Here is a 25607-nt window from a genome sequence, read left to right as displayed (position 1 = left end):
CTCATGTCACTACCCTGCTTGAATATTTTGGCTGTCAATATACTTGCGACCGGCCTCTAGCGCAGCGCGAACTGCATCGGCCACATCCAAATGGCGACTTTTGGCCAATTTGATCAACATTGGCAAATTTGCACCATAAAGAATCCGGCGGTTGGCCGGGGCGCAGGCCCGCAGACTCAGGTTGGACGGGGAGCCGCCAAACATGTCGGTGACGATGACCACGCCATCGCCGCGATCCACGGAATCCGCAGCTTCACAAATTTCAGATTGCTTTTGTGGCCGGTCATGATCGGCCTCAATGGTGATCGCCTGCACGCCACCCTGCGTGCCGACCACATGTTCCATGGCGGCCAGATACTCTTTGGCCAACCCGCCATGCGCGACGATCACTATTCCGATCAAACTGTGTGTTCCCCATCTTCCTGGCTGACCGGTATCCGCGCTGGCAGCGACGCAAACCGGTTAAGCTCGCGATGTCTTATAGACACCTGCCAGCCCCTGTTTGCAAGGGATTCGGCCATGGTTTCGGTGACAAAGACCGAGCGGTGTTTGCCGCCCGTACAGCCAAAGGCAATCATCAGATGGCTGCGGCCTTCTCGAATGTAGCCCGGCAGCAGCCCTTCCACCATCTGCTCCATGCGCTCCATAAACGGCGCAAATCCCGGGTCTTCAGACACATAGGCGCCAACGGCGGCATCCCCGCCATCCAGCGCGCGCAAATCTTCCTGCCAATGCGGATTGTGCAGAAACCGGCAGTCGACCACGATATCCGCACCCTGTGGCAGGCCGCGCTTGTAGCTGAAGGATTGAATGGTCAGGCCAATCGCCTGCTCGTTGAGCTGAGAGAAGCGCGCCTGCACCGCCTGACGCAGCTCATGCGGGCTCAGCTCTGAGGTGTCGATCAGCACATCCGCATAGGTGCGCACCCCGCTCAGCAGCGAAAGCTCGCGCTCAATGCCTTCGGTGGGGTCTTCCTGACGCGCCATCGGGTGGCTGCGCCGGGTCTCGTTATAGCGCCGCCGCAGCACCTCCGCCCGGCAATCCAGATACAGGAGATCCGCCGCCGCATTGGGAATGCCACGCGCAATCTCCATTGCCGCCAGCAAAGCGTCCGGCGAGAAATCCCGGTTGCGCACATCCAGCCCCAGCGCCATGGGCTGCCGCAATGGCTGCCCGGACAGCAACCGCTCCAGCAGGCCAAGCGGCAGGTTGTCTATGGTTTCATAGCCCACATCCTCCAGCGCCTTGATCGCGGTCGAGCGCCCCGCACCGGACGGGCCGGTGAGCAAAACAAGAGGAAAGGGCTTATCAGAGGCGGGCATGATCTGTCCTTATGCGTTTCGGCCGTGGCGCAGCATCTGCAAAAGCGCTGCCGCAAAATATGGGGCGTCCACCGACCAGAGCAAAGGCACATCCTGCTCAAGAATGCGTGCGTGCCTGGGATGGGGCAGCCGGTCGACCTCGGTCTGATCCAGATCGACCACAAGCTGCAGCTGCGCGATCTCAGCGATCTCCGCACGCAGTATGCCCACCCCGCGCGCCTCGATCAGCCCGCGCGTCGTCTCAGGCGCAGACACCCAAAGCGCCGCCCCGTCGCGGCGCACGATGGTCTGATCATCCGCCACCAGCTTTGCGCCATACGCCATCATCTGCAACGCCAGCGAGGACTTCCCACGCCCGGAGGCCCCACGGATCAGCACCGCACGCCCGCCATCCGCCACGCAGGAGCCATGCAGCAGGGTCTCTGCCACATGCAGGTCTTCTGGGGGATTGGACGCGCTCACTGGTTTGCCCGGCGCCTGCTCCATGGCTCAGACCGGCAGACCCACAACAAAACGCGCACCCAACGGCTCAGAGGTCACATCCGCATCTGTCGGGCGAATGTTCTCGGCCCAGATTACGCCACCATGGGCCTCGACAATCTGTTTGGAGATCGCAAGACCAAGACCGGAGTTATTGCCAAACTGAGACTCCGGACGGTGCGAATAGAAGCGGTTGAAGATCTTGTTGAGCGACTGCTCCGGAATGCCCGGCCCGGTGTCTTCCACCACAACCAGCACACGGTTTTCCCGCCGCCGCGCCCAGACGCGGATCGCATCACCCTCTTCACAGAAGCTGATTGCATTGGTGATCAGATTGACAAACACCTGTGCCAACCGTGCCTCAAGCCCATTGATCTCAATCGGCCCTTCAGGGAGGTCTGCAATAAAGTCGATGTTCTTGGATTTGGCATCTTCGCTCAGATATTGCGCCAGATTGCCAATCATCATCAGCAGGTCGAAGTTCTCTTCTTCTTCCTTGACCAGCTCACTATCCAGCCGCGAGGCGTTGGAAATATCGCTCACCAGACGGTCAAGACGCCGTACATCGTGCTCAATCACGCTCAACAGCTTCTCGCGGTGTTCGTCTTTCTTCACAACCCGCAGAGAGCCCACCGCAGAGCGCAATGACGCTAGCGGGTTCTTGATCTCATGGGCCACGTCGGCGGCAAACTGTTCATTGCTGTCGATACGCTCATAAAGCGCAGACACCATGCCGCGCAGCGCACCGGACAGGCGGCCAATCTCGTCAGGCCGCGCGGTCAGGTCAGGAATACGCACCCGGCCAGGATTGACCTTGCGGTTGTCGCTGTCCCCGCCAAGCTCTGCGGCCGCGGCCAGATCAGAGAGCGGATTGGAAATGGTTGAGGCCAGCACCATCGACAGGCCAACAGAGACCACAGTGGCAATCAGGAACATCTGCAAAACGCGCTCACGTTCCGAGCTGACCATGTGATCGAGCTCACCGGAGGCACTGGTCAGCACCACCGCGCCAATCACCCGTGCGCCCTGTTTGATCGGCACCGCCACGGCAAAAATGCGCTCGCCTGTGGCATTGGACAGCGTATCAAGGCTCTCACTGCCCGCCACCGCATCCTGTGCCAACCGGTTCAGCTCTTCATTGAGCGCCGGGCCTGTGCGCGGCTCAGAGCCATCCCGCCCGGAAATCGCTGTCCATGCGCGGCTCAGGGCCGAAGTCAGAGGTGTACCCTCAGGGCGCTCTGACAGCACCTCTGCAAGCGCGGTTGAGGTGATGCCCTCTTTGGAGCCCACAACACTTGGGGCGGAGTCAAACACAGTGACCGTAGTGCCCATCTGCAGCGGCAGCTTCGCAAGCGTGCCCGCCACATCAACCCCGTCATTGGTCACAAGGTTCACCGGCGCCCCTGCCGGAAGCTGCGCCTCAAAGGCGCCAGCAATCAGGCGCGCCTCTGTGGCCAAACCACCGGCGCGCTGCACGGCAAAGCTGTCGCGCGCACTGTTGAGGTACAAAATCCCCGCGACCAGAACGCAAAGGGCGATCAGGTTGAAGGTGATGATCTTTCGCGTGAGGGGCGATTTGCTCAGAGGCAAAAGGCGGCGGCGTTCGCGCCGGCCTCGCATTTCCCTTTCGGCACGGGCTTCAGGCGCGACCCAATCGTCACCCAAAACAACGTCCCCGTCCCGCCCTTGCGCCATATCTCGCACGTCGGTCCTTTCGGCCTGGTGTCGTTACTCTTCGTTGTACCTATAGCCAATGCCATAAAGCGTCTCAATCGCGGAAAAGTCCGGATCGGCTGTGCGCATTTTCTTGCGCAGGCGCTTGATGTGGCTGTCGATGGTACGGTCGTCAACATAGACCTGATCGTCATAAGCCACATCCATCAACTGGTCGCGGCTCTTCACAAAACCCGGGCGTTGCGCCAGCGCCTGAAGCAGCAGGAATTCGGTGACCGTCAGCGTCACGTCCTTGCCCTTCCAGCTCACCGAGTGGCGCAGCGGGTCCATGGTCAGCTCACCGCGTTCCATGATCTTGGTGTCTTCGGTATCGCCGACAATGTCGCCATCCACAGCTTCCTGACGGCGCAGCAAAGCACGAATGCGCTCTACCAGCAGGCGCTGGCTGAACGGTTTCTTGACGTAGTCATCCGCGCCCATGCGCAGACCCAGCACTTCGTCGATTTCATCATCCTTGGAGGTCAGAAAAATCACCGGCATCGTGGTTTTCTGGCGCAGCCGTTGCAGTAGATCCATACCATCCATGCGCGGCATCTTGATGTCGAGCACCGCCATGTCGGGGAGTTTCTTGTTGAATGCGTCCAGCGCCTGCTGGCCGTCATTGTAGGTCTCGACTTCAAACCCCTCAGCCTCAAGGGTGATTGAAACCGACGTCAAAATGTTTCTGTCGTCGTCCACAAGGGCAATTCTTGACATCGGACGGATCCTCTCACTGCTCTTATTTTATGCCTAATTTTTGCGGTATTATGCGCATCTCAGGCAGAGGCAATCAACGCAAAAGTGCGATTCGGGTCTCAAACCGGACTCATTAGGCCGCAAAATCGCTAACCAATGGCTAAATTGTCTCACTTTCGGCGACAAACTTTGCGCGAATTTTCCGATCGGAACACTTGGTTGCGCTAACCTGCACTTGGTTGCGCTAACTATGCCAAACCCGCCTGTTCTTATTGTGAAACGTCATGTTAAGACCGGCGGGTAACGCATCGGAAATGATGGTCGCGCAAGATTATTGCTTTCCGAAGTTTATCAACGACCGCCGCCAAACAGACGCGGCTACAGGAGTGTAAGAAATGACATTTGGACGGGTAAACCCGCAATTCCGCCTGCAAGATCAAGGGATCGAAGGTCTGGGCAATGTCTATTACAACTTTATGGAGCCAGCGCTGATTGAGCACGCTCTGAAGCGCAACGAAGGCACGCTCGGCAACGGCGGCACCTTCCTGGTGAGCACCGGTGAATTCACCGGCCGTTCGCCCAAAGACAAGTTCACCGTGCGCACGCCGATGACCGAAGACACCATCTGGTGGGAAAACAACCACGAGATGGCCAGCGGCGCCTTTGACCGCCTGCATGCCGACATGCTGGAGCACATGAAGGGCCGCGACTACTTCGTTCAGGACCTTACCGCCGGTGCCGATCCGACCCACGCTATCAACGTGCGCGTCGTGAACGAGCTTGCGTGGCACAACCTCTTCATCCGTCACCTGCTGCGCCGCCCCGACCGCGAAGCGCTGGATCAGTTTGTGGCCGATTACACCATCATCAACTGCCCAAGCTTCAAGGCCGATCCGGCCAAGCACGGCTGCCGCTCTGAGACCGTGATCGCGGTCAACATCGAGAAAAAGATGATCCTGATCGGCAACACCGAATACGCCGGTGAAAACAAGAAATCCGTCTTTGGCCTGCTGAACTACCTGCTGCCGGAAAAAGGCATCATGCCGATGCACTGCTCCGCCAACCACGCCAAAGACAACCCTGTGGATGCGGCGATCTTCTTCGGTCTCTCTGGCACCGGCAAGACCACCCTCTCTGCGGATCCGAACCGCACCCTGATTGGCGATGACGAGCACGGCTGGTCTGACCGTGGCACCTTCAACTTTGAAGGCGGCTGCTACGCGAAAACCATCGGCCTGAACCCGGAAGCCGAGCCTGAGATCTACGCCACCACCAAGATGTTTGGCACCGTGATCGAGAACATGGTCTATGACGAAGAGACCAAAGAGCTCGACTTTGAGGACAAGAGCCTCACCGAAAACATGCGCTGCGCCTACCCGCTGGAGTCGATCCCGAACGCATCCGACAACGGCCTTGGCGGTCACCCCAAAAACGTGATCATGCTGACCTGCGACGCCTTCGGCATCCTGCCTCCCATCGCACGTCTGACCCCGGCGCAGGCAGAATACCACTTCCTGTCCGGCTTCACCGCAAAGATGGCCGGCACCGAGCGTGGCCTGACAGAGCCAACCCCGGCCTTCTCCACCTGCTACGGCGCGCCCTTTATGCCACGCCGTCCGGAAGCTTACGGTGCCCTGCTGCGCCAGAAGATCGCGGAATTCGGCACCACCTGCTGGCTGGTGAACACCGGCTGGACCGGCGGCGCTTACGGCACCGGCTCCCGCATGCCAATCAAAGCCACCCGCGCGCTTCTGACCGCAGCGCTGGACGGCTCCCTGAACCACGTGGAATTCCGCAAAGACGCCAACTTCGGCTTCGAAGTGCCTGTCTCTGTCCCCGGTGTGGATGACAGCCTGCTCGACCCACGCGGCACCTGGGCGGACAAAGACGCCTATGATGCACAAGCCGCCAAACTGGTGGGCATGTTTGCCGACAACTTCGAGCAATACCTGCCTTACATCGACGCAGACGTGAAAGCCGCCGCCATCGGCTAAGCGCTTCTCTCGTTTTATTGAAAAGCCCCGTGCCACCCGCGCGGGGCTTTTTTGCATGCGGCGTATGATTTGCTTGCTATGCTTCCCCTGAAAGGACGCCTCACATGATCGCCTATATCACCGTCGGCGCAGACGACATCCCCGCCGCAGAGCGGTTCTACTCAGCCTTCCTGCCCGCGCTCGGCTACCGGCTTGAGCACTATCATGGCGATCTCAGCTACATCCCACCCGGTACCCCGCCAACCTCTCCGGATTTCTATGTGAAAGCCCCGTTTGACGGCGCATCGGCCTCTGCGGGCAACGGCACCATGGTGGCCTTTCAAGCAGAGAGCCAACAGCAGGTGCGCGATCTACACGCCGCCGCCCTCTCCGCAGGCGGCACAAACGAAGGCGCCCCGGGCTTTCGCGAAGCCTATAGCGCCGATTTCTACGTCGCCTATCTGCGCGATCCCCAAGGCAACAAACTCGCCCTTTTCACCACCTCCCCGTAGGGTGCGCAGTCCCTGCGCACCACCGCCCTCCCCCAAAGGCACGCCAAAATGCACATCCACCCAGAAACCGCCGCCGACATCGACGCCATCCATAGCCTGACCGAAGCCGCCTTTGGCCAACCGGAGGAGGCCCGCCTTGTCGACATGCTGCGCGCAGAGGGCGATGCCGCGCTCTCACTGGTCGCAGAAGAAGACGGCCAGATCATCGGCCACGTCCTGTTTTCCCCAATGGCCGCCCCAGTGCGCACGCTGGGCCTTGGCCCGCTGTCCGTTGCGCCAGATCACCGGAAAAAGGGCATCGGTGCAGCCCTCGTCCGCCACGGTCTTGCGCAGGCGCAACGTGAGGGCTGGCAAGCCAGCTTCGTGCTTGGCAACCCCGACTACTACAGCCGCTTTGGTTATTCTGTTGAGCTGGCCAAAGGCTTCACCAACCAATTCGCAGGTCCCTATTTCATGGCGCTGGAACTTGCGGCAGGCGCGCTCAAAACCCCATTTGCGGTCTCATACGCGCCAGCCTTCGCAAAGCTCTAGGCCGAGCGCACACCCTTGTGCCAAGCGGCGCGCAGCGAAGGCACGCCCTCAGTCAGCCGGAACCGGATCATATCCGCCTGCAAGCCCACATCCAGACGTCCACGGTCCGTCAGGTTGGTGTATTGCGCCGGTGCCGCAGTGACCGTGTGCAGCCCCTTGGCCATATTGCCCCAGGTCTGGCCAAGCATCACCGCGCCAAACAGCAGCGAAGACGGCACATAGTCTGAGGAAATGATATCCAGAAGATCGAGCTCCGCCAGTTCCATCGCCGCCACATTGCCCGAATGGCTGCCCCCGCGCACAAGGTTCGGCCCGCCCATGATATTGGCAATACCATGGGCGTGATTGGCGCGCGCCGCTTCCACCGTTGTCGGGAACTCCGCCAGATGGATGCCATAGCCCGCCGAGGTCGCCACCTGCGCCTCCGTTGTGTCGTCATGGCTCGCCAGCACAGCCCCAAAGCGCTTGGCCTCCGCCACGGTGGCCTCCTCATGCGCCTTGCCCAGCCGGTCATGCAGCCCATGCAAAAAGGCGACGTAGTCCTCAAACCCTTCCGCATCCATGGCGTATTTGCCGCGGATATAGGCCTCAAACTTGCTCAAATCGGTGAACTGGCGCTGCCCCGGCGTGTGATCCATCAGGCTGACAATGCCCACGCGATCCTCAGGGCCAAACTCCGCCAGCTCCTCAATAAGCGTCTCCGAGCAGGTCTCCGCCCGCAGGTGCAGATGGTGGCTGATCCGCAATCCCCCGCTGTCGCGCATCGACAGGATCTCATCGGCCACAGCCCGGGCATATTTGCCGTATTTTTTGCTTGGATCAGACAGGATAGAGCCAATGCGCAGCGCATCAAACACCGTGGTGATGCCCACACTCGCAAGCTCCGCATCATGGGCCACAATCGCCGCCTGATGCGGCCAGTCGACCTTGGGGCGCGGGCGCATATGCCGCTCCAGATTGTCGGTGTGCAGCTCAATGAGGCCCGGCGCAACATAATCGCCCTCGCAATCCACCGCGTCCGCAGGCACCGCCGCGCCCTGATCCATCTCGGTAATCACCCCGTCGCGCACCACAACAGAACCGGTCACGGTCTCCGTTGGCAAAACAAGGGTGGCATTTGCAAGGATCATCTCTTGTGTCATGTGGGTGTCACGCATTTTTGGCATTCGCTGTCAAAAAGTTGAAAGAGGCAATATGCAGTTCAAACGATACGGCATTTACTACACGCCAGAGCCCGGAGCCCTGGCAGATTTTGGCGCCCAATGGCTGGGCTGGGATCCTGTGGCGGGCAAACACTGCCCCCACCCGGAGATTGCAGATCTTCCGCGCCCCGTGGAAGAGATCACCGCCACGCCGCGCAAATACGGGCTGCACGGCACCATCAAACCGCCGTTTTTTCTGGCAGATGGTCAAAGCCCGGACGCCCTTCAGGAGGCGCTGGCCACGCTCTGCACCACGCTGCCCCCTGTCACGCTGCCCGGTCTGACATTGGCCCGCCTCGGCAGCTTTCTGGCCCTGAAAATCGACGGCGATCAAACCCCGCTGGCCACACTGGCCGCGCGCGCGGTCACCGAGCTTGATAGGTTCCGCCGCCCGCCCTCTGAAGCCGAGCTGGCGCGCCGCCGTCAAGCCAATCTGTCGCCCGCGCAAGAAGCGCTTCTGGCGCAATGGGGCTACCCTTACGTGATGGAAGAATTTCGCTTCCACATCACCCTCACAGGCCGCCTTGGCAAAGATGCCGAGCAAACCCAGGCCGCGCTTATGTCCCACATCACACCGCTCCTGCCACAGCCCTTTGTGGTGGGCAGCCTGACCTTGGTGGGCGAAGACGACAGCCAGATGTTTCACGAAATCCACCGCTACGCCCTCACCGGCTGAAGCGCCTCAAGCGCGGCGGCCACCGTGGCCGCCAGCGCCCCGTCATTGGCCACTTCGACCACATCAGCGCCTGTCGGGCGCGACACACCCGCACGGGCCAGACGTGCAGCAATCTCCGCCTCGGTCTCTCGCCCGCGTGCCGCCAGACGCTGCGCCAGCGTCTGCACATCTGCGGTCAGCGAAAGCACGGCAAAATCTTCAAACGCCGCGCGCGCCTGATCCAGTACACCACGGGACAGGTTCACCAGCACAATCCGCGCGCCCGCCTGCTGAAGCGCCTCACGCGGCACGCCATAGCGCAGCCCATGTGCGGGCCACCAAAGCGCAAAAGCATCCTGCGCCACCAGCGCATCAAACTCCGCATCCGTCGCGCCGATCGAGTTCTCTCCACCCGCACCCGCCGCACGCGTGATCACCCGCCGCGCCAACTCCACATCGGCACGTGCCGCCGCCATGGCCTCCATCACCGTATCCTTGCCCACGCCAGAGGGGCCAACAACCCCCACAACCCGCACAGGCAATCCAGTGTCTGCCATCACGCAGCCCCTTTCAAACCGGGTGTGAAGACCGACACATCAATCTCCCGATCACAGACCTGACCGCGCGCCGCCTCATCGTGGAAAATCCCAACAATCGCCGCCCCACGCGCCTTGGCCTCTTCAATCAGCCCCAACACCGTGGCGCGGTTGGTCGCATCCAGCGAGGCGGTCGGCTCATCCAGCAACATCGCTGGATAGCTATGGGCAAAGCCACGCGCAATATTCACCCGCTGCTGCTCCCCACCGGAAAACGACGTCGGGCTCAGTTGCCAGAGCCGCTCCGGAATGCGCAGCTGGGTCAGCAAATCCCGCGCACGCTCCCGCGCTGCTTCGGCCTCCACGCCAACAGCCAGCAGTGGCTCTGCCACCACATCCAGCGTCGGCACCCGGGGCACCACCCGCAGAAACTGGCTCACATAGCCCAGCACTTCACGCCGCAGCGCCAGGATCTCGCGCGGCTCGGCCTGCACCACATCCACGCCATCCACGACAATTGACCCACCGGCGGCCAGATAGTTGCCATAAATCATCCGCATCAGAGTGGATTTGCCAGCACCAGACGCCCCGGTCAGCGCCACACATTCCCCGCGCGCCACGCTCAGGTTGGCGCCGTCCATCACCGGGATCACCGCGCTGCCCTGATTGTGCAGGGTGAAAGTCTTGCTCAGATCTCTAATCTCAATCATCTGATTTCTCATTCCCAAATATCCTCGGGGGTTTGGGGGCAGACAGCCCCCAACCTGTCAAACTTGCAGAACGGAACTGACCAGCAGCTGCGTATAGGCATGCTGTGGATCATCCAGTACCTGATCGGTCAGTCCGGTCTCCACCACATGGCCATCCTTCATCACCATCAACCGATCCGCGAGCAGGCGCACCACCGCCAGATCATGGGTCACGATGATGGCGCTCAAGCCCATTTCACGCACCAATCCGCGCAGCAAATCCAGAAGCCGCGCCTGCACAGAGACATCAAGCCCGCCTGTCGGCTCATCCATGAACACCAGCCGCGGTCCGGTCACCAGATTGCGCGCTATCTGCAGGCGTTGCTGCATCCCGCCGGAAAACTGCGTCGGGCGGTCATCCACACGGCTCTCGTTGATCTCCACACGGCCCAGCCAGTCAATTGCCTCTTCGCGGATATTGCCATAGTGGCGTGCACCCACGGCCATCAGCCGTTCACCCACATTGCCGCCTGCGCTCACATTCATGCGCAGCCCATCTCGGGCGTGCTGGTGCACAAAAGCCCAGTCGGTGCGGCTCAGCATACGACGTTCCGGTTCACTCATGGTGACCGTGTCCCGCATCGCACCATCGCGCATCTCAAACAGCACCTCGCCCGTTTCCGGGGTCAGATGACCGGCAAGGCAGTTGAGCAAAGTGGACTTGCCAGAGCCACTTTCCCCAACAATCCCCATGACCTCTCCGGGGTAGAGATCAAAATTCACGTCCTGACAGCCAATACGGTTGCCATAGTACTTGCTGATATTCTCAACTTTCAGAAGCGGCGTCATGCGGCTGTCTCCTCAAGTGCTGCGGCCTGCGCCCCCACATGCCCGGCGGCACGGCGGCTGGCGCAATAATCCGTGTCAGAGCAGACAAACATCCGGTTGCCCGCATCATCCATGATCACCTCATCCAGATAGCTGTCCTCGGCACCACACATGTCACAGGGGTGATCGGCCTTGCTGGCCTCAAAGGGGAAATCCTCAAAATCAAGGCTCACCACCTGACAGTAAGGCGGCAGCGCATAAATCCGCTGCTCCCGCCCCGCACCAAACAGCTGGATCGCCGCCATTTCCATCTTCGGATTGTCAAACTTCGGGATCGGGCTCGGGTCCATCACATAGCGCCCCTCCACCTTCACCGGATAGGCATAAGAGGTGGCAATCGCCCCGTGTTTGGCAATGTCCTCATAGAGTTTCACATGCATGAGGCCGTATTCCTCAAGGCTGTGCATCTTGCGGGTTTCCACCTCTGAAGGCTCCAGAAAGCGCAGCGGCTCCGGGATCGGCACCTGATAGACAAGGATTTGATCCTCGCGCAGCGCCTCTTCGGGAATGCGGTGGCGGGTCTGAATGACACTCGCCTGCGCGGTTTCTTCCGTGGTCGCCACACCTGCGGTCTTCTCAAAGAACTTGCGGATCGACACAGCATTGGTCGTGTCATCCGCGCCTTGGTCGATCACCTTCAGCGTGTCCTCAGGCGTCAGCGTTGCGGCAGAGACCTGCACGCCCCCCGTGCCCCAGCCATAAGGCATCGGCATCTCACGGCTGGCAAAGGGCACCTGATAGCCCGGAATCGCCAGCCCCTTGAGGATCGCCCGACGGATCATTCGCTTGGTCTGCTCATCCAGATAGGCAAAGTTATAATCGCTCATAGCAAGCCCCTCTGTTCCAGCGCCGCGCGCAATGCCTCGGCTCCGGTGAAATGGATTGCGTCCCATCCGGCTGCCTTAGCGCCGTCCACATTTTTGGGACTGTCATCAATGAAAACACAGTTTGCAGGCGCGACACTGGCGCGCTCGCACAGCATCTCGAAAATACGCGGATCCGGCTTTATCACACCTTCCTCGCCAGAGACCACCAAAGTACCGAAAACCTCCCCCAGACGCGGGTGGATTTTCAACCCCTCTGGCCAGGTTTCCGCCGACCAGTTGGTGATCGCGTGCACCGGGACATCCTTGGATTTCAATTCGTCCAGAATGTCCCAGGTTCCTGCGAAAGCGCTCACGACCGTCTTGGCATAGTTCGGGACATAAGCCGCTAGCCGCCGCTGATCCTCTGGATCCTCCAGCTCCCGCGCCATATCGGCAAATCGCTCACCACTGTCGCCCCGCAGATTGCGCGCAAAGAAGTCGACCCGCGCCATAAACGCCAGCGTGTCCGCCTCCGTCTCAAACTCTTCCGCCCAGGCCAGATGCGGCTGCCAGTCCACCAGCACGCCTCCGATATCAAAAACCACAACAGAAGGGGTCATTCCGCCGCCTCCTGCACCGGTGCCACATTTTCCATCGCCTCACGGCGCAGCTTACGGATCAGCTCCAGCTCAGACTGGAAATCCACGTAATGCGGCAGCTTGATGTGCTCGAGGAACCCCGTCGCCTGAATGTTGTCAGAATGATAGAGCACAAACTCCTCATCCTGCGCGGGCGCGCCGAGGTTGTCTTCGCCCAGCTCCTGCCAACGCAGCGCGCGGTCCACCAGCGCCATAGAAATCGACTTGCGCTCAGATTGACCAAACACCAGCCCATAGCCACGTGTGAACTGCGGCGGCTCGGTTTTGGAACCCTGAAACTGGTTCACCGTCTCACATTCCGTCAGCTCGATCTCGCCGATCTCGATGGCAAAGCCCAGCTCTGGGATCTCCATCTCCACCGCGACCTTGCCAATGCGCAGCTCCCCCACAAAGGCGTGGTTGCGCGCATAGCCCCGCTGTGTGGAGTAAGCCATCGACAGAACAAACCCCTCATCGCCCCGCGTCAACGCCTGCAGGCGCAGCGGGCGGTTGGCGGGCAGCTCCAGCGGCTCACGAGTCAAATCCCCCGGCGTTTCTTCCGAGCTAACTTCCGTCTGGATCAGCCCCTCTTTGTTGAGAAACTCGGTGATATGCGGCGTTGCTTCCGTGCGCGCCTCACCGCGCTCGACCACAGGCGTCTCGCCTTCTGCGGCCAAAGCGAAATCCAACAGGCGGTGCGTGTAGTCAAACGTCGGCCCCAAGACCTGCCCGCCCGGCGCATCTTTGAAGGTCGCCGAAATCCGACGGTCACAGGCCATCTCCGCGGTTTCCACCGGCGCAGATGCGCCAAATCGCGGCAGCGTCGTGCGATAGGCGCGAATGAGGAAAATCGCCTCAATCATATCACCGCGCGCCTGCTTGATCGCCAGCGCCGCCAGATCAGGATCATAAAGCGATCCCTCAGCCATCACCCGGTTCACTGCAAGGCTCAGCTGTTCGCGGATCTGGACGACGGAGAGTTCCGCCACATTCAGATCACCGCGTCGTTCCTCGGCCAGCCACGCATGCGCATTGTCAATCGCGCGCTCGCCGCCTTTCACTGCAACATACATCAGGCCGCCTCCACTTTCGTTGTTCTTGGCAGCGCGGAGACCTGATCCCCGCAGGTGAAGAAGAAATCGAGCCCCAACGGGAACAGCAACGCATTCATCTGAAACGCCTCTGCTTCCGGCAGCGTCATCTCAGCCGTCTCCTTGATGCCCGGCCCACGCAGGGTCGCGCCCTCTTGCGCAAGCGCGTCGCGCTCCACAATCAATGTGGCAGAGCGGTCCGGATATTCCGGCGTGCCAATGGCAAACGCGTTGAGCGGCGCAAGAGCGTCCCAGTCGCCAACCGCAAACATCGCATGTGTGGCCCCAACGATGGGTGCCCCAATGTGGAAGGCAATCCAGTCCCGCACCTCTTGGCAATCCCAGTCGCCTGCCAGATGCAACGGCGTGTCCGGATCACACAACGTCAGGATCAGCGTCCCTGCCGCCGTGGACATCGGAGCAGGTGGCACCGCGCCCACCAAAGTCTCAATTGTACCGGGTCGCGCCATCACATTCATGGCTGCGCGAAACGCATGCGCCGCATCCACCGGCGCATTGGCAAATCCGCCTTTCAGAACATCTGCGTTCATCAATCCTCTCCCCGCACCATGGTGAAGAAATCCACCTTTGTGGCCGCTGCCTTCTCCGCCCGCGCGGTCTTAGCCTCCGCAAGCTCATCGCCCAGCGGCGTCAGGATCGCGGCATCCACCGCCTCCGCCTCAGGCCCCTGCATCAGCGCATCCACCAGCGCGGCAATCTCTGCCTTCTGCTTGTCACGCCCCTGCACATAGCCATGGCCGACCTCCCCGCTCTCCAGCTGCAACGCACAGCGGGTCAGCGTCATCTCTCCGAGGTTGAACGGCGCGCCGGTGCCGCCAAGGCGTCCTCGCACCATGGTTGCGCCAATCTCCGGCGCGCGCAGCCAGTGAAATGCCGGCGCTGCGCCATGCTCTTGCCAAAGTGCCAAAAGCCGGTCTGCGGGCGCTTTCGCGAGCAGCGACATCCAGGCGCGTCTGTTATTTTCTGCGGTCATCTAGACACCTTGTCGATTTGTCTATTTTCCTATACAACTAGACAAATCCTAGGGACACATCGCGAGTCGCGCAATCCATCCCCCCATGAAGTTTTCATGACAGAGACCCGCAACATGAGCGCCAAACGCACCCCGATCTGGCAATCCATCGCCAACACACTGACCGAAGACATTGCCGAAGGCCGCTATGGTCCGGGGGACAAACTGCCCACCGAGGCCGAGCTCTCCGGCCGCTTTGGCGTCAATCGCCACACCGTGCGCCACGCGCTAAAATCGCTGTCTGACAACGGCTTGGTCCACGCCCGACGCGGCGCTGGTGTGTTTGTGGCGCAGGTGCCCACTGATTATGCCATCGGCAAACGGGTGCGCTTTCACCGCAACATCGCGCAGGCCGGGCGTCTGCCGGGCAAAGAGGTGCTGCATCTGGAAACCCGCAGCGCAGATGCCGCAGAAGCCACAGCGCTCGCTTTGCAGGAAGGGGCAGAGGTCCACGTCTATGACGGTCTGTCGCTCGCAGACGGCAACCCGATCGCCCTTTTCAAAAGCGTCTTCCCGGCGGCGCGCTTTCCCGATCTGCCGGAACAGCTTTCGCGCCTGCGCTCTGTCACGGCGGCGCTCAAGGAAAACGGCGTGGCGGATTACACTCGCGCCTCAACCCGCCTGACAGCGCGGCGCGCCAGCGCCACCGAAGCCCTGCACCTGCGCATCAGCGAAGGCGATCCCGTCCTGCGCACCAAAGCGATCAACATCGACCCGGCGGGCAATCCGGTCGAATTTGGCATCACCTGGTTTGCCGGCGACCGCGTCACCCTCACACTTACTGATTGAATAATTTGCCCAACAGGCCGCAGACGTCACGCAGCCGACACATAAGGGACGTAGAGAGAGCGAAAACACCAAAAGAGCATTCTTATGTCCAGATCCTCTCTGTCTCTGCGCCTCACAGGTGCACACGTCCTGCGCGACGGCATGCTGCAGGATGCCCCGCTGTCCTTCGCGGACGGCCTGATTGTCGACGGCACACAGGCGGAGGTAGATCTCTCCGGCTATCTGCTGATGCCAGGCATCATTGATCTGCACGGCGATGCCTTTGAGCGCCACATCGCGCCGCGCCCCTCTGCGCCATTCCCTGTGGACATGGGCCTGCGCGGCACCGACCGCGACGCCGCCGCCAATGGGGTGACCACCGCATGGCTCGCCCAAAGCTGGAGCTGGGAAGGCGGCCACCGTGGCCCCGATGCGGCCGAAACCCTGCTGGCCGCACTCGATGCCTACCGACCACATGCCCACACCGATCTGCGCATCCAGATCCGCTGTGAAACCCACACGGTGACCACGCGGGATCGGCTTCTGGCAGCGGTTGAGAAACACAAAGTCGACTATGTGGTCTTCAACAACCACCTCGAAGAGGCGCTTTATCTGGCCCGCGAGAAACCGGAAAACCTTGCCCATTGGGCCAAAGGCGCCGGGCGCACACCAGAAGAGCATATGGCACTGGTCCGCGCCGCCTTTGATGAAAGCCCGCAGGTGCCCCGCCACCTCTGCGCGCTGGCTGAGGCCTTTGACCAGCTCGGCGTGCGCTACGGCAGCCACGACGATCCTGACGGTGACACACGGGAACGCTATTCCGTGCTTGGCGCGCGGGTCTGTGAGTTCCCAACAGCGCGCAGCGCCGCAGCCGTGGCCAAAGCGGTTGGTGATCACGTGGTGATGGGCGCGCCCAACATCGTGCGCGGCGGCAGCCAGGCCGGCAACATTCAGGCCGCACGCTTGGTGGCTGATGACCTTTGCGATGCGCTGGTGTCAGACTATCACTACCCCGCGCTCTCCAAAGCCGCCTTCCGCATGGTGGACGACGGTCTCTGTGATCTGCCCACCGCCTGGGCGATGATCTCCACCAATGCGGCACGCATCATGGAGATGGACGATCGCGGCACGCTGGATCTCGGCCAACGCGCCGACATCGCCATTGTCCATCCGGAGACCCATGCGATTGAAGGCACCATCGCAGGCGGACGCATCAGCCACCTTTCTGGCGACGTGGCCCACCGTTTCTTTGACGCGACATCAGACACAAAAATGGCGGCGGAATAACCCGCCGCCTCAGGGAGGGCTGGGAATACCGCCTCAGCCCCCGTATTTCTCCAGAAACGCCTCTGCCTTCAGCGCGCGAAAATCCGTCAATGCTGCGCGCAACCGGCTGTGGTCCCAATCCCACCAGGCCAGCGCCATCAACCGCTCAGACACATTCTCGCTGAACCGCCGCCGCAGCGGGGTGGCGGGCATGCCGGCGACAATCATGTAAGGTGGCACATCTTTGGTCACCACCGCGCCGCTCGCCACAATGCTGCCGTGGCCCAGCGTGACTTCCGGCTTGATCATCGCGCCGTGACCAATCCAGGTGTCATGGCCAATGGTGGCCACCCGGCTCTGACGATGGGCAAAAAACGCCGCATCCGGTTTTGCATCGTCAAAGTAGTCATCTGAGCGATAGAGAAAGTGGTGCAGCGAGGCGTTTTCCATCGGGTGATCCGTCGCCCCGATCCGGCTGAAAGCGGCGATATTGGCAAATTTGCCAATCTTGGCGTTCGCGACCTCCGCCATACGGTCGCAATAGGAATAGTCGTCAAAATGCGCTGAAATGATCCGGCTGCCCTGCCCGATCTCCACATAACGCCCAAAAGTCGCGTCGTGCAAAATACAGTCCGGGTGGATCAGCGGCGTCTCTGCGGAGAGCTTGGCCATTTGCGGCTCCTGTTGTGTGAACTTTTGTGCCTCCGGCGGGGATATTTCTGGCAAGAGGAAAGACGGGGCATGCCCATGCTTTCTCATTCTCCAAATATCCTCGCCGAAGGCAAAACTCTTGTCGCGGATCAATGGCCGCTTTCGTCCCCGGTGATCAGCTTGCGGCGCAGCCAGCCGGAGAACCAGTCCATCACCATCACCATAAGCACGATCAGCACGATGTAATAGGTGACCTCTTCCCAGTCTTTCTGCGTGATCATCGCCTGTGTCAGCATCAAGCCGATGCCGCCGCCGGTGATCGCACCAATGATGGTGGCGCTGCGGGTGTTGGATTCCAGGAAATAAAGGACTTGGCTCATCAGGATCGGCGTCACCTGCGGGATCACCCCAAAGCGATAACGCTGCACCGGCTTGGCCCCGGTCGACTGAATGCCCTCGATCTGCTTTTGATCGACGTTTTCCAGAGCTTCCGAAAACATTTTTCCAAAAGAGCCGGTGTCGGTGATCAGGATCGCCAGCGCGCCCGTGAGTGGCCCCGGCCCAAAAGCGCGCGCCAGAACAATCGTCCAGATCAGCGCATCCACACCGCGGAAGAAGTCAAAGATACGGCGCGTGATCTGACGCAGCACCACAAAAGGCGTGAAGTTCTTAGCCGCCAGAAAGGCCAGCGGCAGCGCCACAATGGCCGCGCCCATGGTGCCAAGGAAAGCCATCAGGATGGTTTCAAAGATCGCCCAGGCCACATCCTGGTGACGCCACATCTTGTTGGTCCAGAAATCCTGCCAGATCGCAGCCGCCTCACCGCCCAGCGCGCGCGACATCACTTCGCCCACAGGCATCCCGTGGTAGGGGCTATCAAGCGTGAAGAAGAACAGCTCCCAGCCGTTGAAATACCGGAACACCTCAGTGCGGTTGCGCGTCACCGTCAGACGCCCGGCATCGGTGGTGATGGTCATCCGGTTCTTGGAGGCATTGATCCAGTCAGGCGTTTCGCCTTCGGGCAGCATCGCCTGCACGCCTTTGGCGCGGCTCGGCTGCGCGGTGATCAGCCCATAGCCCGGCACGTCGTAGCTGACAAAATTGTCTGCGCCATAGGTCACCACATGGCCATCACCCAGATCGATCACCGTATCGGTGTCCCCCAGCGTGACCCACTCAGGAGAGGTACCTTCAGGATAGGTGCCTTTGCGCTCCCCTTCGATGGCCACAGACACCGCGCCAGAGCGATTGTCACGCGCCACATGGGTTTTGTAGCTGTAGCTGTCCGCCACCAGCGCGCGGGCATTGTCCGCCTCAAAGCGCTGCGCCAGACCGGGAATGTCAAAGATGAAGAAGATATAGGTCAGATAGGCAATCACCAGCGCTGGCAGCCCAAAGCTCACTAGCTTCTTTCTGGCAAAATGGCGATCCGCCTGAACCTTCAGGAAATCGGTTTCATTGGCTGCGATACTCATGCCGAGGCCTTCTCAAATTTTTGCTCAGATTTGCCGTGCGTCAGGCGCTCGCGCACCAGCGAGGACAGCTGGTCCACCACCACAATGGTGACAAACAGCAGGATGAAGATCGCGGCAGCCTCATCATATTGGCCTTTGCCCCAGCTCATCGCGTTGCGCAGCTCATAGCCGATGCCGCCTGCGCCCACGAAACCAAGGATGGCGGAGGCACGGATGTTCACCTCAAAGCGTAGCAGGCCGTAGCTGAAGTAGTTCGGCGCCACCTGCGGGATCACCCCAAGCCACATGCGCTGGGTCCAGCTTGCGCCGACAGATTGCAGCCCCTCCACGGGCTTGAGCGAAGCGTTTTCATTGACCTCGGAGAACAGCTTGCCCATCGCGCCCGCGGTGTGGAAGGCAATCGCCACCATCGCCGGCACCGGCCCGCCGCCCATCACAAAGATCAAAACCAGCGCAATCACGATCTCGGGCATGGCGCGCATGATGTCCATGATCCGGCGGAACAGCGGAATGAGGCGCGGCCATTTGGCCATGCCACGTGTGGACAGAAGCGACAGCACCATGCCCAGCATCGTGCCAATCAGTGTGGAGGCCGCCGCAATGTTGATTGTCTCAATCAGCGAGGGCAGGAATTTGAGCAGATGCGCAGGCAGATCAGCAGCCTTTTCAAAGGCCTCGCCCAGCACCTCTTTGGGGAAATCAAACAGACGGTGCAACCCGTCCCAGAACCCACCGGCATTGCGGTCATCCGCAATCATGAAACCCGTCGTCATCAAAGCGATGAAAACGATGAGGATGATGCCGTCCATCATCCGCTTGCGCCGCACCTGCGCCATGTAATCCGCGCGCACGCCGCCCGCGTTACGGCTGCCAGTGCCGCTACCGGTCAAATCTGTCATGGGAGCCCCTCAGTCAGGAAACAGGCCCCGCGCGCATCTGCACAGGGCCTGCTCAAAGTGGTGAAGTCGTCTTAGTTGGACTTCAGTTTGCGTGCTTCGATGATCACTTCGTAAGCGTCATGGCTGATTGGCTGCACGCCTTTGGCTTCACCGGACAGCACGCCATAGGCGCACTCTGGGTCCATGGATGGCAGGGAGGCCATCAGCGCGGTGAATTTCACTTTCACGTCTTCCGGCAGCGCCTTGCGCAGCACGATTGGGCCTTCTGGGATCGGCTTGGACTGCCAGATTTTCACCAGCTCGTTCATGTCCACGAGACCCGCATCAACCGCACGGCGCAGCGCGCCGGAGTTGTAGCCGTCTTCCCACTCGCCCAGACCGTCAGCCCAGGTCACGCCGCCGTCAAAGTCACCGTTGTTCACGCCAACGATGGTCTGCTCGTGGCCACCGGAGAATTTTACTTCGCCGAAGTAGTCACCGGAGGTCATGGTCGCGCCGGTCACTTCAGGGATCTCGATGGATGGGATCAGGAAGCCGGAGGTGGAGTTCGGATCACCAAAGCCGAAGGTCTTGCCCTTCATGTCTTCCAGCGAGGTAATACCGCTGTCTTTGCGGGCAAAACCAATGGAGTAGTAGCCATAGCCACCGTCCACGTTCACTTTCACCAGGATCGGCTCAACCGCCTCAGGGTCAGACAGGTAGGTCTTTGCGTAGCCGGATGCGCCCAGCCATGCCATGTCGATGGTGCCACCCAGCAGACCCTGGATCACGCCGTTGTAGTCGGCAGGGGCGAAGAGCTTGGTTGGGACACCCAGCACTTCTTCGGTTTTGGCGCGCAGGCACTCGTTGTTGTTCAGACGGTCCTGGGCGTTTTCGCCACCCAGCAGACCAATGCGGAATTCGCTGATCTCTTCAGCAAACGCAGGGGCTGTCAGGGCAGTGGTCGCCAGAACGGCAGCAATCAGTTTTTTCATCGTTTCTCTCCGGTTGATAAAAAACCCCACGCTTCTGTGACGTGGGGTGTGATGAAACTCAGGCGTATTCAGGGGTCTTGCGGCCGACTTCTGCGTCGGTGCGGTCCAGCGTCTCGATCTCGGTCGAGGTGGCCGCTTCGCTAAAAGAGGCATCCGCGCCATAGATGTCGCGCGCCACACCGGTGGTCAGCTGCGCGGGCGTGCCGTCAAACACGATGCGCCCGTCGCGCATGCCGATCACACGGTCACAATAGCGCCGCGCGGTGTCCAGCGTGTGCAGGTTGGCGATCACCATGCGGCCGTCTTCTTCGTGGATCTGGCGCAGCGATTGCATCACCACCTGCGCGTTCATCGGATCGAGCGAAGCAATCGGCTCATCCGCCAGAATGATCTTCGGGTCCTGCATCAGCGCACGTGCAATCGCCACACGCTGCTGCTGCCCACCAGACAGCGCTTCGGCGCGCTTGGCGGCATGTTCTGCAATGCCGAGGCGATCCAGAATGTCGATCGCGCGGTGGATGTCCTCATTGGGGAACAGGTTGAACATGGTTGCCAGCGTGCTGCGGCGGTTGAGCGTGCCATGCAGCACATTGCTCACCACATCCATCCGCGGCACGAGGTTGAACTGCTGAAAGATCATCGCGCATTCGCTCTGCCAGCGACGCTTGTCACCGTTCTTAAGCGCGGTCACATCGGTGCCTTCAAAGATGATCTGCCCGCTGGTTTCTTCCGTCAGACGGTTCAGCATCCGCAGCAGGGTGGATTTACCGGCCCCAGAGCGCCCGATGATCCCAATCATTGCTGGCTTCTCGACAACGAAGTTGGCCGCGTCGACAGCCACATTTGGACCAAAGGCTTTGGTCAGTTTTTCTACTTTTAGCACGGCCTATCCCCACCATTCGATGGGCGCTGGCTACAGGCCGAATCCAAAGCTTAATTGTCAGTATGATGAAGTTTCTGTAACGGAAGTCGGCGCAATTTTAACCTTTGCCACGGCTCCGTGAACGCCGTTGGGCCACCGTGACAGTCTCCGCTTGCCGAAAAACAGGCGATTTCAGCGCAAAATACAGCGGAACCTCCGCGCCGCGCCGCTCTGGTTTTCCGAAATCAAAAAACCCGCGCAGAAATGCAGATTTCTCTCTTGACCCCACCTCAGGAACACCCTAAATCGCACCTCACTTACGGCGGTATAGCTCAGTTGGTTAGAGCAGCGGAATCATAATCCGCGTGTCCGGGGTTCAAGTCCCTGTACCGCCACCAAGAATTCCAGAAGCCCGGATGGATCGCCATCCGGGTTTCGTTTTTTTGGATCCGTGAGTGGATATTAGATCCCTGCCTACGCCGCTGTCTGCTCCGCAACAACTTCCGCAAACTGTGCAAAGAACTTCGCCGAGAGTTTCTTCGCCGTGCCTTGGATGAGCCGGCTGCCCAGCTGAGCGATCTTGCCGCCGACCTCTGCCTTGGCTTCATAGCTCAGCACGGTCTCCGCACCATCTTCAACCAAGGTGACTTCTGCACCGCCCTTTGCAAACCCCGCCGCGCCGCCTTTGCCCTCACCTTTGAGCGTGAACCCATCCGGCGCGCCGCTGGTGTCCAGAAACACCTCTCCCGCAAACTTCGCTTTCACCGGGCCGATTTTCAGCACCACCTTGGCCTCCAGATGCTCCAGCGTGTGCTGCTCCAGCTCTTCACAGCCCGGAATGCACTGTTTCAGCACCTCCGGGTCATTGAGCGCCCGGTACACCACGTCGCGGGGTGCCGAAATGCGAATCTCATCTTTTAGTTCCATCTGGTCTCTCTGCCTTTCTTGCTCTCAACAACATTTGGGAAACACCCGAAGCGCCTCTTCTGCAGCCTGCTCCGGTGTCAAATCTTCACGTGGGGCCCAAAACGCCCGCCATCTCTCAAGCAAGTTTCTCATCGCCGCCCTCTCCCGCTTCCGCTTGATCCATCCGGCGCCACTGAACGATCTCCGCAAGGATCGACAGCGCGATCTCATGCGGGTCCACCGCGCCAATATCGAGCCCCGCCGGACTCTTCAGCCGCCCAACCCTGGCCTCCTCCAGCCCCGCCGCGATCAGCTTCTCACAGAGCACCGTCGCTTTTTTGCGGCTCGCCACCATCGACACCCGCCGCGCCGGGGTCTCCAGCGCGGAGCGCAGCGCATCGCTGTCCCGCTGCCCCTGCGAGGCCACCAACACAAAATCACGCGCCTCGATCTGGCCCACACCCTCATCCCCACGGCACACCCGAAACCCGGCCAGCGTGGCATGGGCCGCCACCGCCTGTGCAATCGGTGTGTCGCCAAAAATCACCAACCGCTGCGCCTGTTGATAGGGCTCGATCAGCACATCCACGGTGCCGCCTGACGGGCAACCGCTCTTGAACGTCTGCACCCCGTCCGGATCCAGCAAGGTCACCACTTTGTCGGAGGGCTTCACCCGGATCATGCGCGGCGTCTCTGCCACCAGGGCCTCTGCCGCCGCCTCTTTGACCGCGCGTTTCACACAGGCCCCGCCCAAATGCCCGATGATCTCACCGCTCTGCGTGACCGCCGCCTTCGCCCCTGCTTTGGCAGAGGTCACATCGGCGGTGCGCACCACAGTGGCGACGCAAAACGGCGCCCCCTCTTCACGCAGCCGCGCCACCGTATCAAATATGTCAAACGCCTCCATGCGCTCCTCCCTCAAAGCCACGCACCGTCACAGGCGGGCAAATTCTCGCTCCAGCGCGCCAAGCGCCTCAAGCGTGTTCGCTGGCAGATGTGCATCCAGATAGGGCAGCGCTGCCCGCATGCTCGCCGCCACCGGCGCATAATCCCGCCAGCCTTTCAGCGGGTTGAGCCAAACAATCCGTCGCGCCTTTTTCCTCAGTTTTGCCAAAGCCGCGCCCAGCGCCTCCGGATCAGAGGTGCAATAGCCATCCGACAGGATGATCACGACCGTCCGACCGTTCAGCGCCCGCGCGCCATAACCGTTCAGGAAACGCTCCAGCGATCCGGAAATATCCGTACCCCCGCCAAAGCCCTCCGCCATCAGCGACAGCCGAGAGGCCGCCCGCAGCGTGTCATGATCGCGCATCGCATCAGTCACCCGCATCAGCCGGGTGTGAAACAGATAGGCATCGGTGCGCGTCTCACTGCTCACCAGCCCTTTGAGAAAGGCCAGAAACACCCGCGCATAAACCGTCATCGACCCGCTCACATCACACAGCGCCACAATCTGCATCGGTCTTGGCGGCCGCGCCCGCCGGTGAAGCTCCATTGGTTCGCCACCACGTGCCAGAGACGCCCGTTGAATGCGCCGCATGTCGAGTTGCTGCCCCCGCAGCGCCTGTTTGCGCCGCCGCGAGCGCCGATCCCGTATCACCCGCGCAATTCTCACCGCCGCCGCTTCGGCACGCCGCAAGCTGTCTTCATCCATCAACTCACGTAAATCCCGCCGGGAGAGGTTGTCCGTCCGCGTCGCAATCAGCCGCCCATCGGTGCCCTCAGACTCCCCATCACCCTCATCCGGTGCAAAGGCGTCTTCTGAACTCTCGGTGCTACCCTCCGCATCACCCTCAGCACTCTCACAAAAATGCGTCTGCCACAGCAAAGGCCGCGCTGCCTGCACCTTCACATGATCGCTTTTTGCCGTACCCTGCCGCTGTTTGCCCGCATTGAACCAATAGGCATCAAACAGGTCGTCAAACTTGCGCCAGCTCTCCGCATCGCCAGACAGCAACACACAAAGCGCTTCACGCGCCTGATCCACATCTGTCGCCTCCACCGCCGCCAAAGCGGCCAGCGCATCGCCGGTCTCCGCCACGCCCACAGGCAAGCCATTCATACGCAAATGCGCCATGAACCCCGCCATGCGATCCGCCAAACCTTCGGCACGGGAGAGAAACCGCGTCACCTGCATCAGGCAACCTTCCCAATCAACCGGTCCATCACCTCACGTGGGGCGGCGTCATAATCCGCCGCGGTCTTGAGCAGACACACCAATGTCGCCTGCACCGCCTCCGGGCTCTGGGCCAGATCATTCACCCCAAGTCCCGCCAGCGCCGCCGCCCAGTCCAGCATCTCCGCCACACCCGGCGCCTTCTCTAGCTCCTCACGGCGCAGATCCTGCACCACGCCGACAATCTGGCGCGCCAACAGACCTTCCATCTCCGGCATGCGTGTGCGCAGGATCGCCAGCTCGGTCTCCCGATCCGGATATTCCACATAGGCATAAAGACACCGCCGCCGCAGCGCGTCTGAAAGCTCCCGCGTGCCATTGGCGGTCAAAATCACCATCGGGCGTGTCACCGCCTCCACGGTTCCCACCTCCGGAATGGTGATCTGAAAATCAGACAGCACCTCCAAAAGATAGGCCTCAAATTCCTCATCCGCCCGGTCGATCTCATCAATCAACAAGACTGGCGGCTGCTCCTGTGTGATCGCCTCCAGCAGCGGGCGTTTTAACAGATAATCTTCCCCAAACAGCGCCGCCTCCGCCATGCCGCCCTGCGCCTCAGACGCGCGGATCGCCAAAAGCTGCCGCTGATAGTTCCACTCATAAATCGCGTGGCTTGCGTCCAACCCCTCATAGCACTGCAGCCGGATCAGCTTGGTCTCATGCACCGCTGCCATCGCCTTGGCGACCTCGGTCTTGCCAACCCCCGCAGGTCCCTCAAGCAGCAAGGGCCGCCCCAGGGTCTCCGCCAGATGCAGCGCCATCGCAAGGCGCGCATCCGCCACATAGCCCTCTTCCGCCAAGGCAGATTGCACATCGTTCACGCTCATCGCGCGCCCCTCACCTTCTCATTCTCAAAATATCCCCG

The 25607-nt window shown here is 60.8% G+C and carries 29 protein-coding genes and 1 tRNA gene; 7 read left to right on the top strand and 23 right to left on the bottom strand.

Annotation, left to right across the window (positions count from 1 at the left end):
- Positions 1-9: 9 nt before the first annotated feature.
- Genes J7412_RS04455 through J7412_RS04435 form a run of 5 tightly spaced genes read right to left on the bottom strand, consistent with a single transcriptional unit; the run spans position 10 to position 4232 of the window.
- Positions 10-402 (bottom strand): PTS fructose transporter subunit IIA, encoded by a 393-nt coding sequence (locus tag J7412_RS04455; protein ID WP_209060126.1) that lies wholly within the window; start codon positions 400-402, stop codon positions 10-12.
- On the bottom strand, positions 399-1322 hold the full coding sequence (gene rapZ, locus J7412_RS04450) for an RNase adapter RapZ (RefSeq protein ID WP_209060124.1): 924 nt from the start codon (positions 1320-1322) through the stop codon (positions 399-401). The genes J7412_RS04455 and rapZ overlap by 4 nt, the downstream gene beginning before the upstream one ends.
- Before the next feature lie 9 nt (positions 1323-1331).
- Positions 1332-1808: an HPr kinase/phosphatase C-terminal domain-containing protein gene (locus J7412_RS04445; protein WP_209077433.1), complete on the bottom strand. Its 477-nt coding sequence runs from the start codon at positions 1806-1808 to the stop codon at positions 1332-1334.
- 3 nt (positions 1809-1811) lie between these two features.
- Complete coding sequence (locus J7412_RS04440; protein WP_209077431.1) at positions 1812-3497, bottom strand: sensor histidine kinase; 1686 nt, start codon at positions 3495-3497, stop codon at positions 1812-1814.
- A gap of 33 nt (positions 3498-3530) precedes the next feature.
- Positions 3531-4232, bottom strand: coding sequence for a response regulator transcription factor (locus J7412_RS04435; RefSeq protein ID WP_209060121.1), 702 nt, complete (start codon positions 4230-4232; stop codon positions 3531-3533).
- Between the two features lie 374 nt (positions 4233-4606).
- Between J7412_RS04435 and J7412_RS04430 the strand changes: the two genes are divergently transcribed.
- The 3 genes from J7412_RS04430 to J7412_RS04420 all read left to right on the top strand — a co-directional run bounded on the left by J7412_RS04430 (position 4607) and on the right by J7412_RS04420 (position 7227).
- Positions 4607-6205: a phosphoenolpyruvate carboxykinase gene (locus tag J7412_RS04430; RefSeq protein ID WP_209077429.1), complete on the top strand. Its 1599-nt coding sequence runs from the start codon at positions 4607-4609 to the stop codon at positions 6203-6205.
- A 104-nt stretch (positions 6206-6309) separates the two neighbouring features.
- Complete coding sequence (locus tag J7412_RS04425; protein WP_209077426.1) at positions 6310-6696, top strand: VOC family protein; 387 nt, start codon at positions 6310-6312, stop codon at positions 6694-6696.
- A gap of 48 nt (positions 6697-6744) precedes the next feature.
- Positions 6745-7227 (top strand): N-acetyltransferase, encoded by a 483-nt coding sequence (locus tag J7412_RS04420; RefSeq protein ID WP_209077425.1) that lies wholly within the window; start codon positions 6745-6747, stop codon positions 7225-7227.
- Here the strand turns inward: J7412_RS04420 and J7412_RS04415 are convergent.
- Positions 7224-8369, bottom strand: coding sequence for an alpha-D-ribose 1-methylphosphonate 5-triphosphate diphosphatase (locus J7412_RS04415; RefSeq protein ID WP_209077424.1), 1146 nt, complete (start codon positions 8367-8369; stop codon positions 7224-7226). The two genes, J7412_RS04420 and J7412_RS04415, sit on opposite strands and share 4 nt — an antisense overlap.
- Positions 8370-8421: 52 nt before the next feature.
- Between J7412_RS04415 and J7412_RS04410 the strand changes: the two genes are divergently transcribed.
- Positions 8422-9105, top strand: a complete 684-nt coding sequence (locus J7412_RS04410) for a DUF1045 domain-containing protein (RefSeq protein WP_209077422.1) — start codon at positions 8422-8424, stop codon at positions 9103-9105.
- Here the strand turns inward: J7412_RS04410 and phnN are convergent.
- Genes phnN through phnG form a run of 8 tightly spaced genes read right to left on the bottom strand, consistent with a single transcriptional unit; the run spans position 9087 to position 14726 of the window.
- A complete protein-coding gene (gene phnN, locus J7412_RS04405) occupies positions 9087-9641 on the bottom strand; it encodes a phosphonate metabolism protein/1,5-bisphosphokinase (PRPP-forming) PhnN (RefSeq protein WP_209077420.1) in 555 nt (184 codons plus the stop codon). The two genes, J7412_RS04410 and phnN, sit on opposite strands and share 19 nt — an antisense overlap.
- Entirely contained in the window at positions 9641-10330 is a 690-nt protein-coding gene (gene phnL / locus J7412_RS04400; protein ID WP_209077418.1) for a phosphonate C-P lyase system protein PhnL, read from the bottom strand. Before phnL ends, phnN begins: the two co-directional genes overlap by 1 nt.
- A gap of 57 nt (positions 10331-10387) precedes the next feature.
- Complete coding sequence (gene phnK / locus J7412_RS04395) at positions 10388-11158, bottom strand: phosphonate C-P lyase system protein PhnK (RefSeq protein ID WP_209077416.1); 771 nt, start codon at positions 11156-11158, stop codon at positions 10388-10390.
- The gene (locus J7412_RS04390) at positions 11155-12024 is read right to left on the bottom strand and encodes an alpha-D-ribose 1-methylphosphonate 5-phosphate C-P-lyase PhnJ (protein ID WP_209077414.1); all 870 of its coding nucleotides are present in this window, start codon (positions 12022-12024) and stop codon (positions 11155-11157) included. Before J7412_RS04390 ends, phnK begins: the two co-directional genes overlap by 4 nt.
- Complete coding sequence (locus J7412_RS04385) at positions 12021-12623, bottom strand: HAD family phosphatase (protein ID WP_209077412.1); 603 nt, start codon at positions 12621-12623, stop codon at positions 12021-12023. Before J7412_RS04385 ends, J7412_RS04390 begins: the two co-directional genes overlap by 4 nt.
- Positions 12620-13714 (bottom strand): carbon-phosphorus lyase complex subunit PhnI, encoded by a 1095-nt coding sequence (locus tag J7412_RS04380; RefSeq protein ID WP_209077410.1) that lies wholly within the window; start codon positions 13712-13714, stop codon positions 12620-12622. The genes J7412_RS04385 and J7412_RS04380 overlap by 4 nt, the downstream gene beginning before the upstream one ends.
- A complete protein-coding gene (phnH, locus tag J7412_RS04375) occupies positions 13714-14283 on the bottom strand; it encodes a phosphonate C-P lyase system protein PhnH (protein WP_209077409.1) in 570 nt (189 codons plus the stop codon). Before phnH ends, J7412_RS04380 begins: the two co-directional genes overlap by 1 nt.
- Positions 14283-14726: a phosphonate C-P lyase system protein PhnG gene (gene phnG / locus J7412_RS04370; RefSeq protein ID WP_209077407.1), complete on the bottom strand. Its 444-nt coding sequence runs from the start codon at positions 14724-14726 to the stop codon at positions 14283-14285. The genes phnH and phnG overlap by 1 nt, the downstream gene beginning before the upstream one ends.
- A gap of 96 nt (positions 14727-14822) precedes the next feature.
- Between phnG and phnF the strand changes: the two genes are divergently transcribed.
- Positions 14823-15554: a phosphonate metabolism transcriptional regulator PhnF gene (phnF, locus tag J7412_RS04365; protein ID WP_209077405.1), complete on the top strand. Its 732-nt coding sequence runs from the start codon at positions 14823-14825 to the stop codon at positions 15552-15554.
- Between the two features lie 84 nt (positions 15555-15638).
- Complete coding sequence (locus J7412_RS04360) at positions 15639-16820, top strand: alpha-D-ribose 1-methylphosphonate 5-triphosphate diphosphatase (protein WP_209077403.1); 1182 nt, start codon at positions 15639-15641, stop codon at positions 16818-16820.
- A 33-nt stretch (positions 16821-16853) separates the two neighbouring features.
- Here J7412_RS04360 and J7412_RS04355 read toward each other — a convergent pair whose 3' ends face one another.
- The 5 genes from J7412_RS04355 to phnC all read right to left on the bottom strand — a co-directional run bounded on the left by J7412_RS04355 (position 16854) and on the right by phnC (position 21681).
- A complete protein-coding gene (locus J7412_RS04355) occupies positions 16854-17471 on the bottom strand; it encodes a chloramphenicol acetyltransferase (RefSeq protein WP_209077400.1) in 618 nt (205 codons plus the stop codon).
- 128 nt (positions 17472-17599) lie between these two features.
- The gene (phnE, locus tag J7412_RS04350; protein ID WP_209077398.1) at positions 17600-18925 is read right to left on the bottom strand and encodes a phosphonate ABC transporter, permease protein PhnE; all 1326 of its coding nucleotides are present in this window, start codon (positions 18923-18925) and stop codon (positions 17600-17602) included.
- Positions 18922-19824 (bottom strand): phosphonate ABC transporter, permease protein PhnE, encoded by a 903-nt coding sequence (gene phnE / locus J7412_RS04345; RefSeq protein WP_209077396.1) that lies wholly within the window; start codon positions 19822-19824, stop codon positions 18922-18924. Before phnE (J7412_RS04345) ends, phnE (J7412_RS04350) begins: the two co-directional genes overlap by 4 nt.
- A gap of 71 nt (positions 19825-19895) precedes the next feature.
- Complete coding sequence (gene phnD, locus J7412_RS04340) at positions 19896-20798, bottom strand: phosphonate ABC transporter substrate-binding protein (protein WP_209060068.1); 903 nt, start codon at positions 20796-20798, stop codon at positions 19896-19898.
- A gap of 58 nt (positions 20799-20856) precedes the next feature.
- On the bottom strand, positions 20857-21681 hold the full coding sequence (phnC, locus tag J7412_RS04335) for a phosphonate ABC transporter ATP-binding protein (protein ID WP_209060066.1): 825 nt from the start codon (positions 21679-21681) through the stop codon (positions 20857-20859).
- A gap of 300 nt (positions 21682-21981) precedes the next feature.
- Here phnC and J7412_RS04330 point away from each other — a divergent pair.
- Positions 21982-22058, top strand: a tRNA-Met gene (locus J7412_RS04330).
- A 76-nt stretch (positions 22059-22134) separates the two neighbouring features.
- On the opposite strand, the gene J7412_RS04325 is transcribed toward J7412_RS04330, so the two are convergent.
- The 4 genes from J7412_RS04325 to J7412_RS04310 all read right to left on the bottom strand — a co-directional run bounded on the left by J7412_RS04325 (position 22135) and on the right by J7412_RS04310 (position 25569).
- Positions 22135-22587: a carbon monoxide dehydrogenase subunit G gene (locus J7412_RS04325; protein WP_209077394.1), complete on the bottom strand. Its 453-nt coding sequence runs from the start codon at positions 22585-22587 to the stop codon at positions 22135-22137.
- A 115-nt stretch (positions 22588-22702) separates the two neighbouring features.
- Positions 22703-23473: an XdhC family protein gene (locus tag J7412_RS04320; RefSeq protein WP_209077392.1), complete on the bottom strand. Its 771-nt coding sequence runs from the start codon at positions 23471-23473 to the stop codon at positions 22703-22705.
- A 27-nt stretch (positions 23474-23500) separates the two neighbouring features.
- On the bottom strand, positions 23501-24703 hold the full coding sequence (locus J7412_RS04315; protein ID WP_209077390.1) for a VWA domain-containing protein: 1203 nt from the start codon (positions 24701-24703) through the stop codon (positions 23501-23503).
- Positions 24703-25569, bottom strand: coding sequence for a MoxR family ATPase (locus J7412_RS04310; RefSeq protein ID WP_209077388.1), 867 nt, complete (start codon positions 25567-25569; stop codon positions 24703-24705). The genes J7412_RS04315 and J7412_RS04310 overlap by 1 nt, the downstream gene beginning before the upstream one ends.
- Between the last annotated feature and the right edge of the window lie 38 nt (positions 25570-25607).

It is taken from the genome of Shimia sp. R9_3 (assembly GCF_017743755.1).
Lineage (GTDB): Bacteria > Pseudomonadota > Alphaproteobacteria > Rhodobacterales > Rhodobacteraceae > Shimia.
Note: the sequence above shows the minus strand (reverse complement) of the source record. Positions and strands in the feature narration are given on the sequence as shown.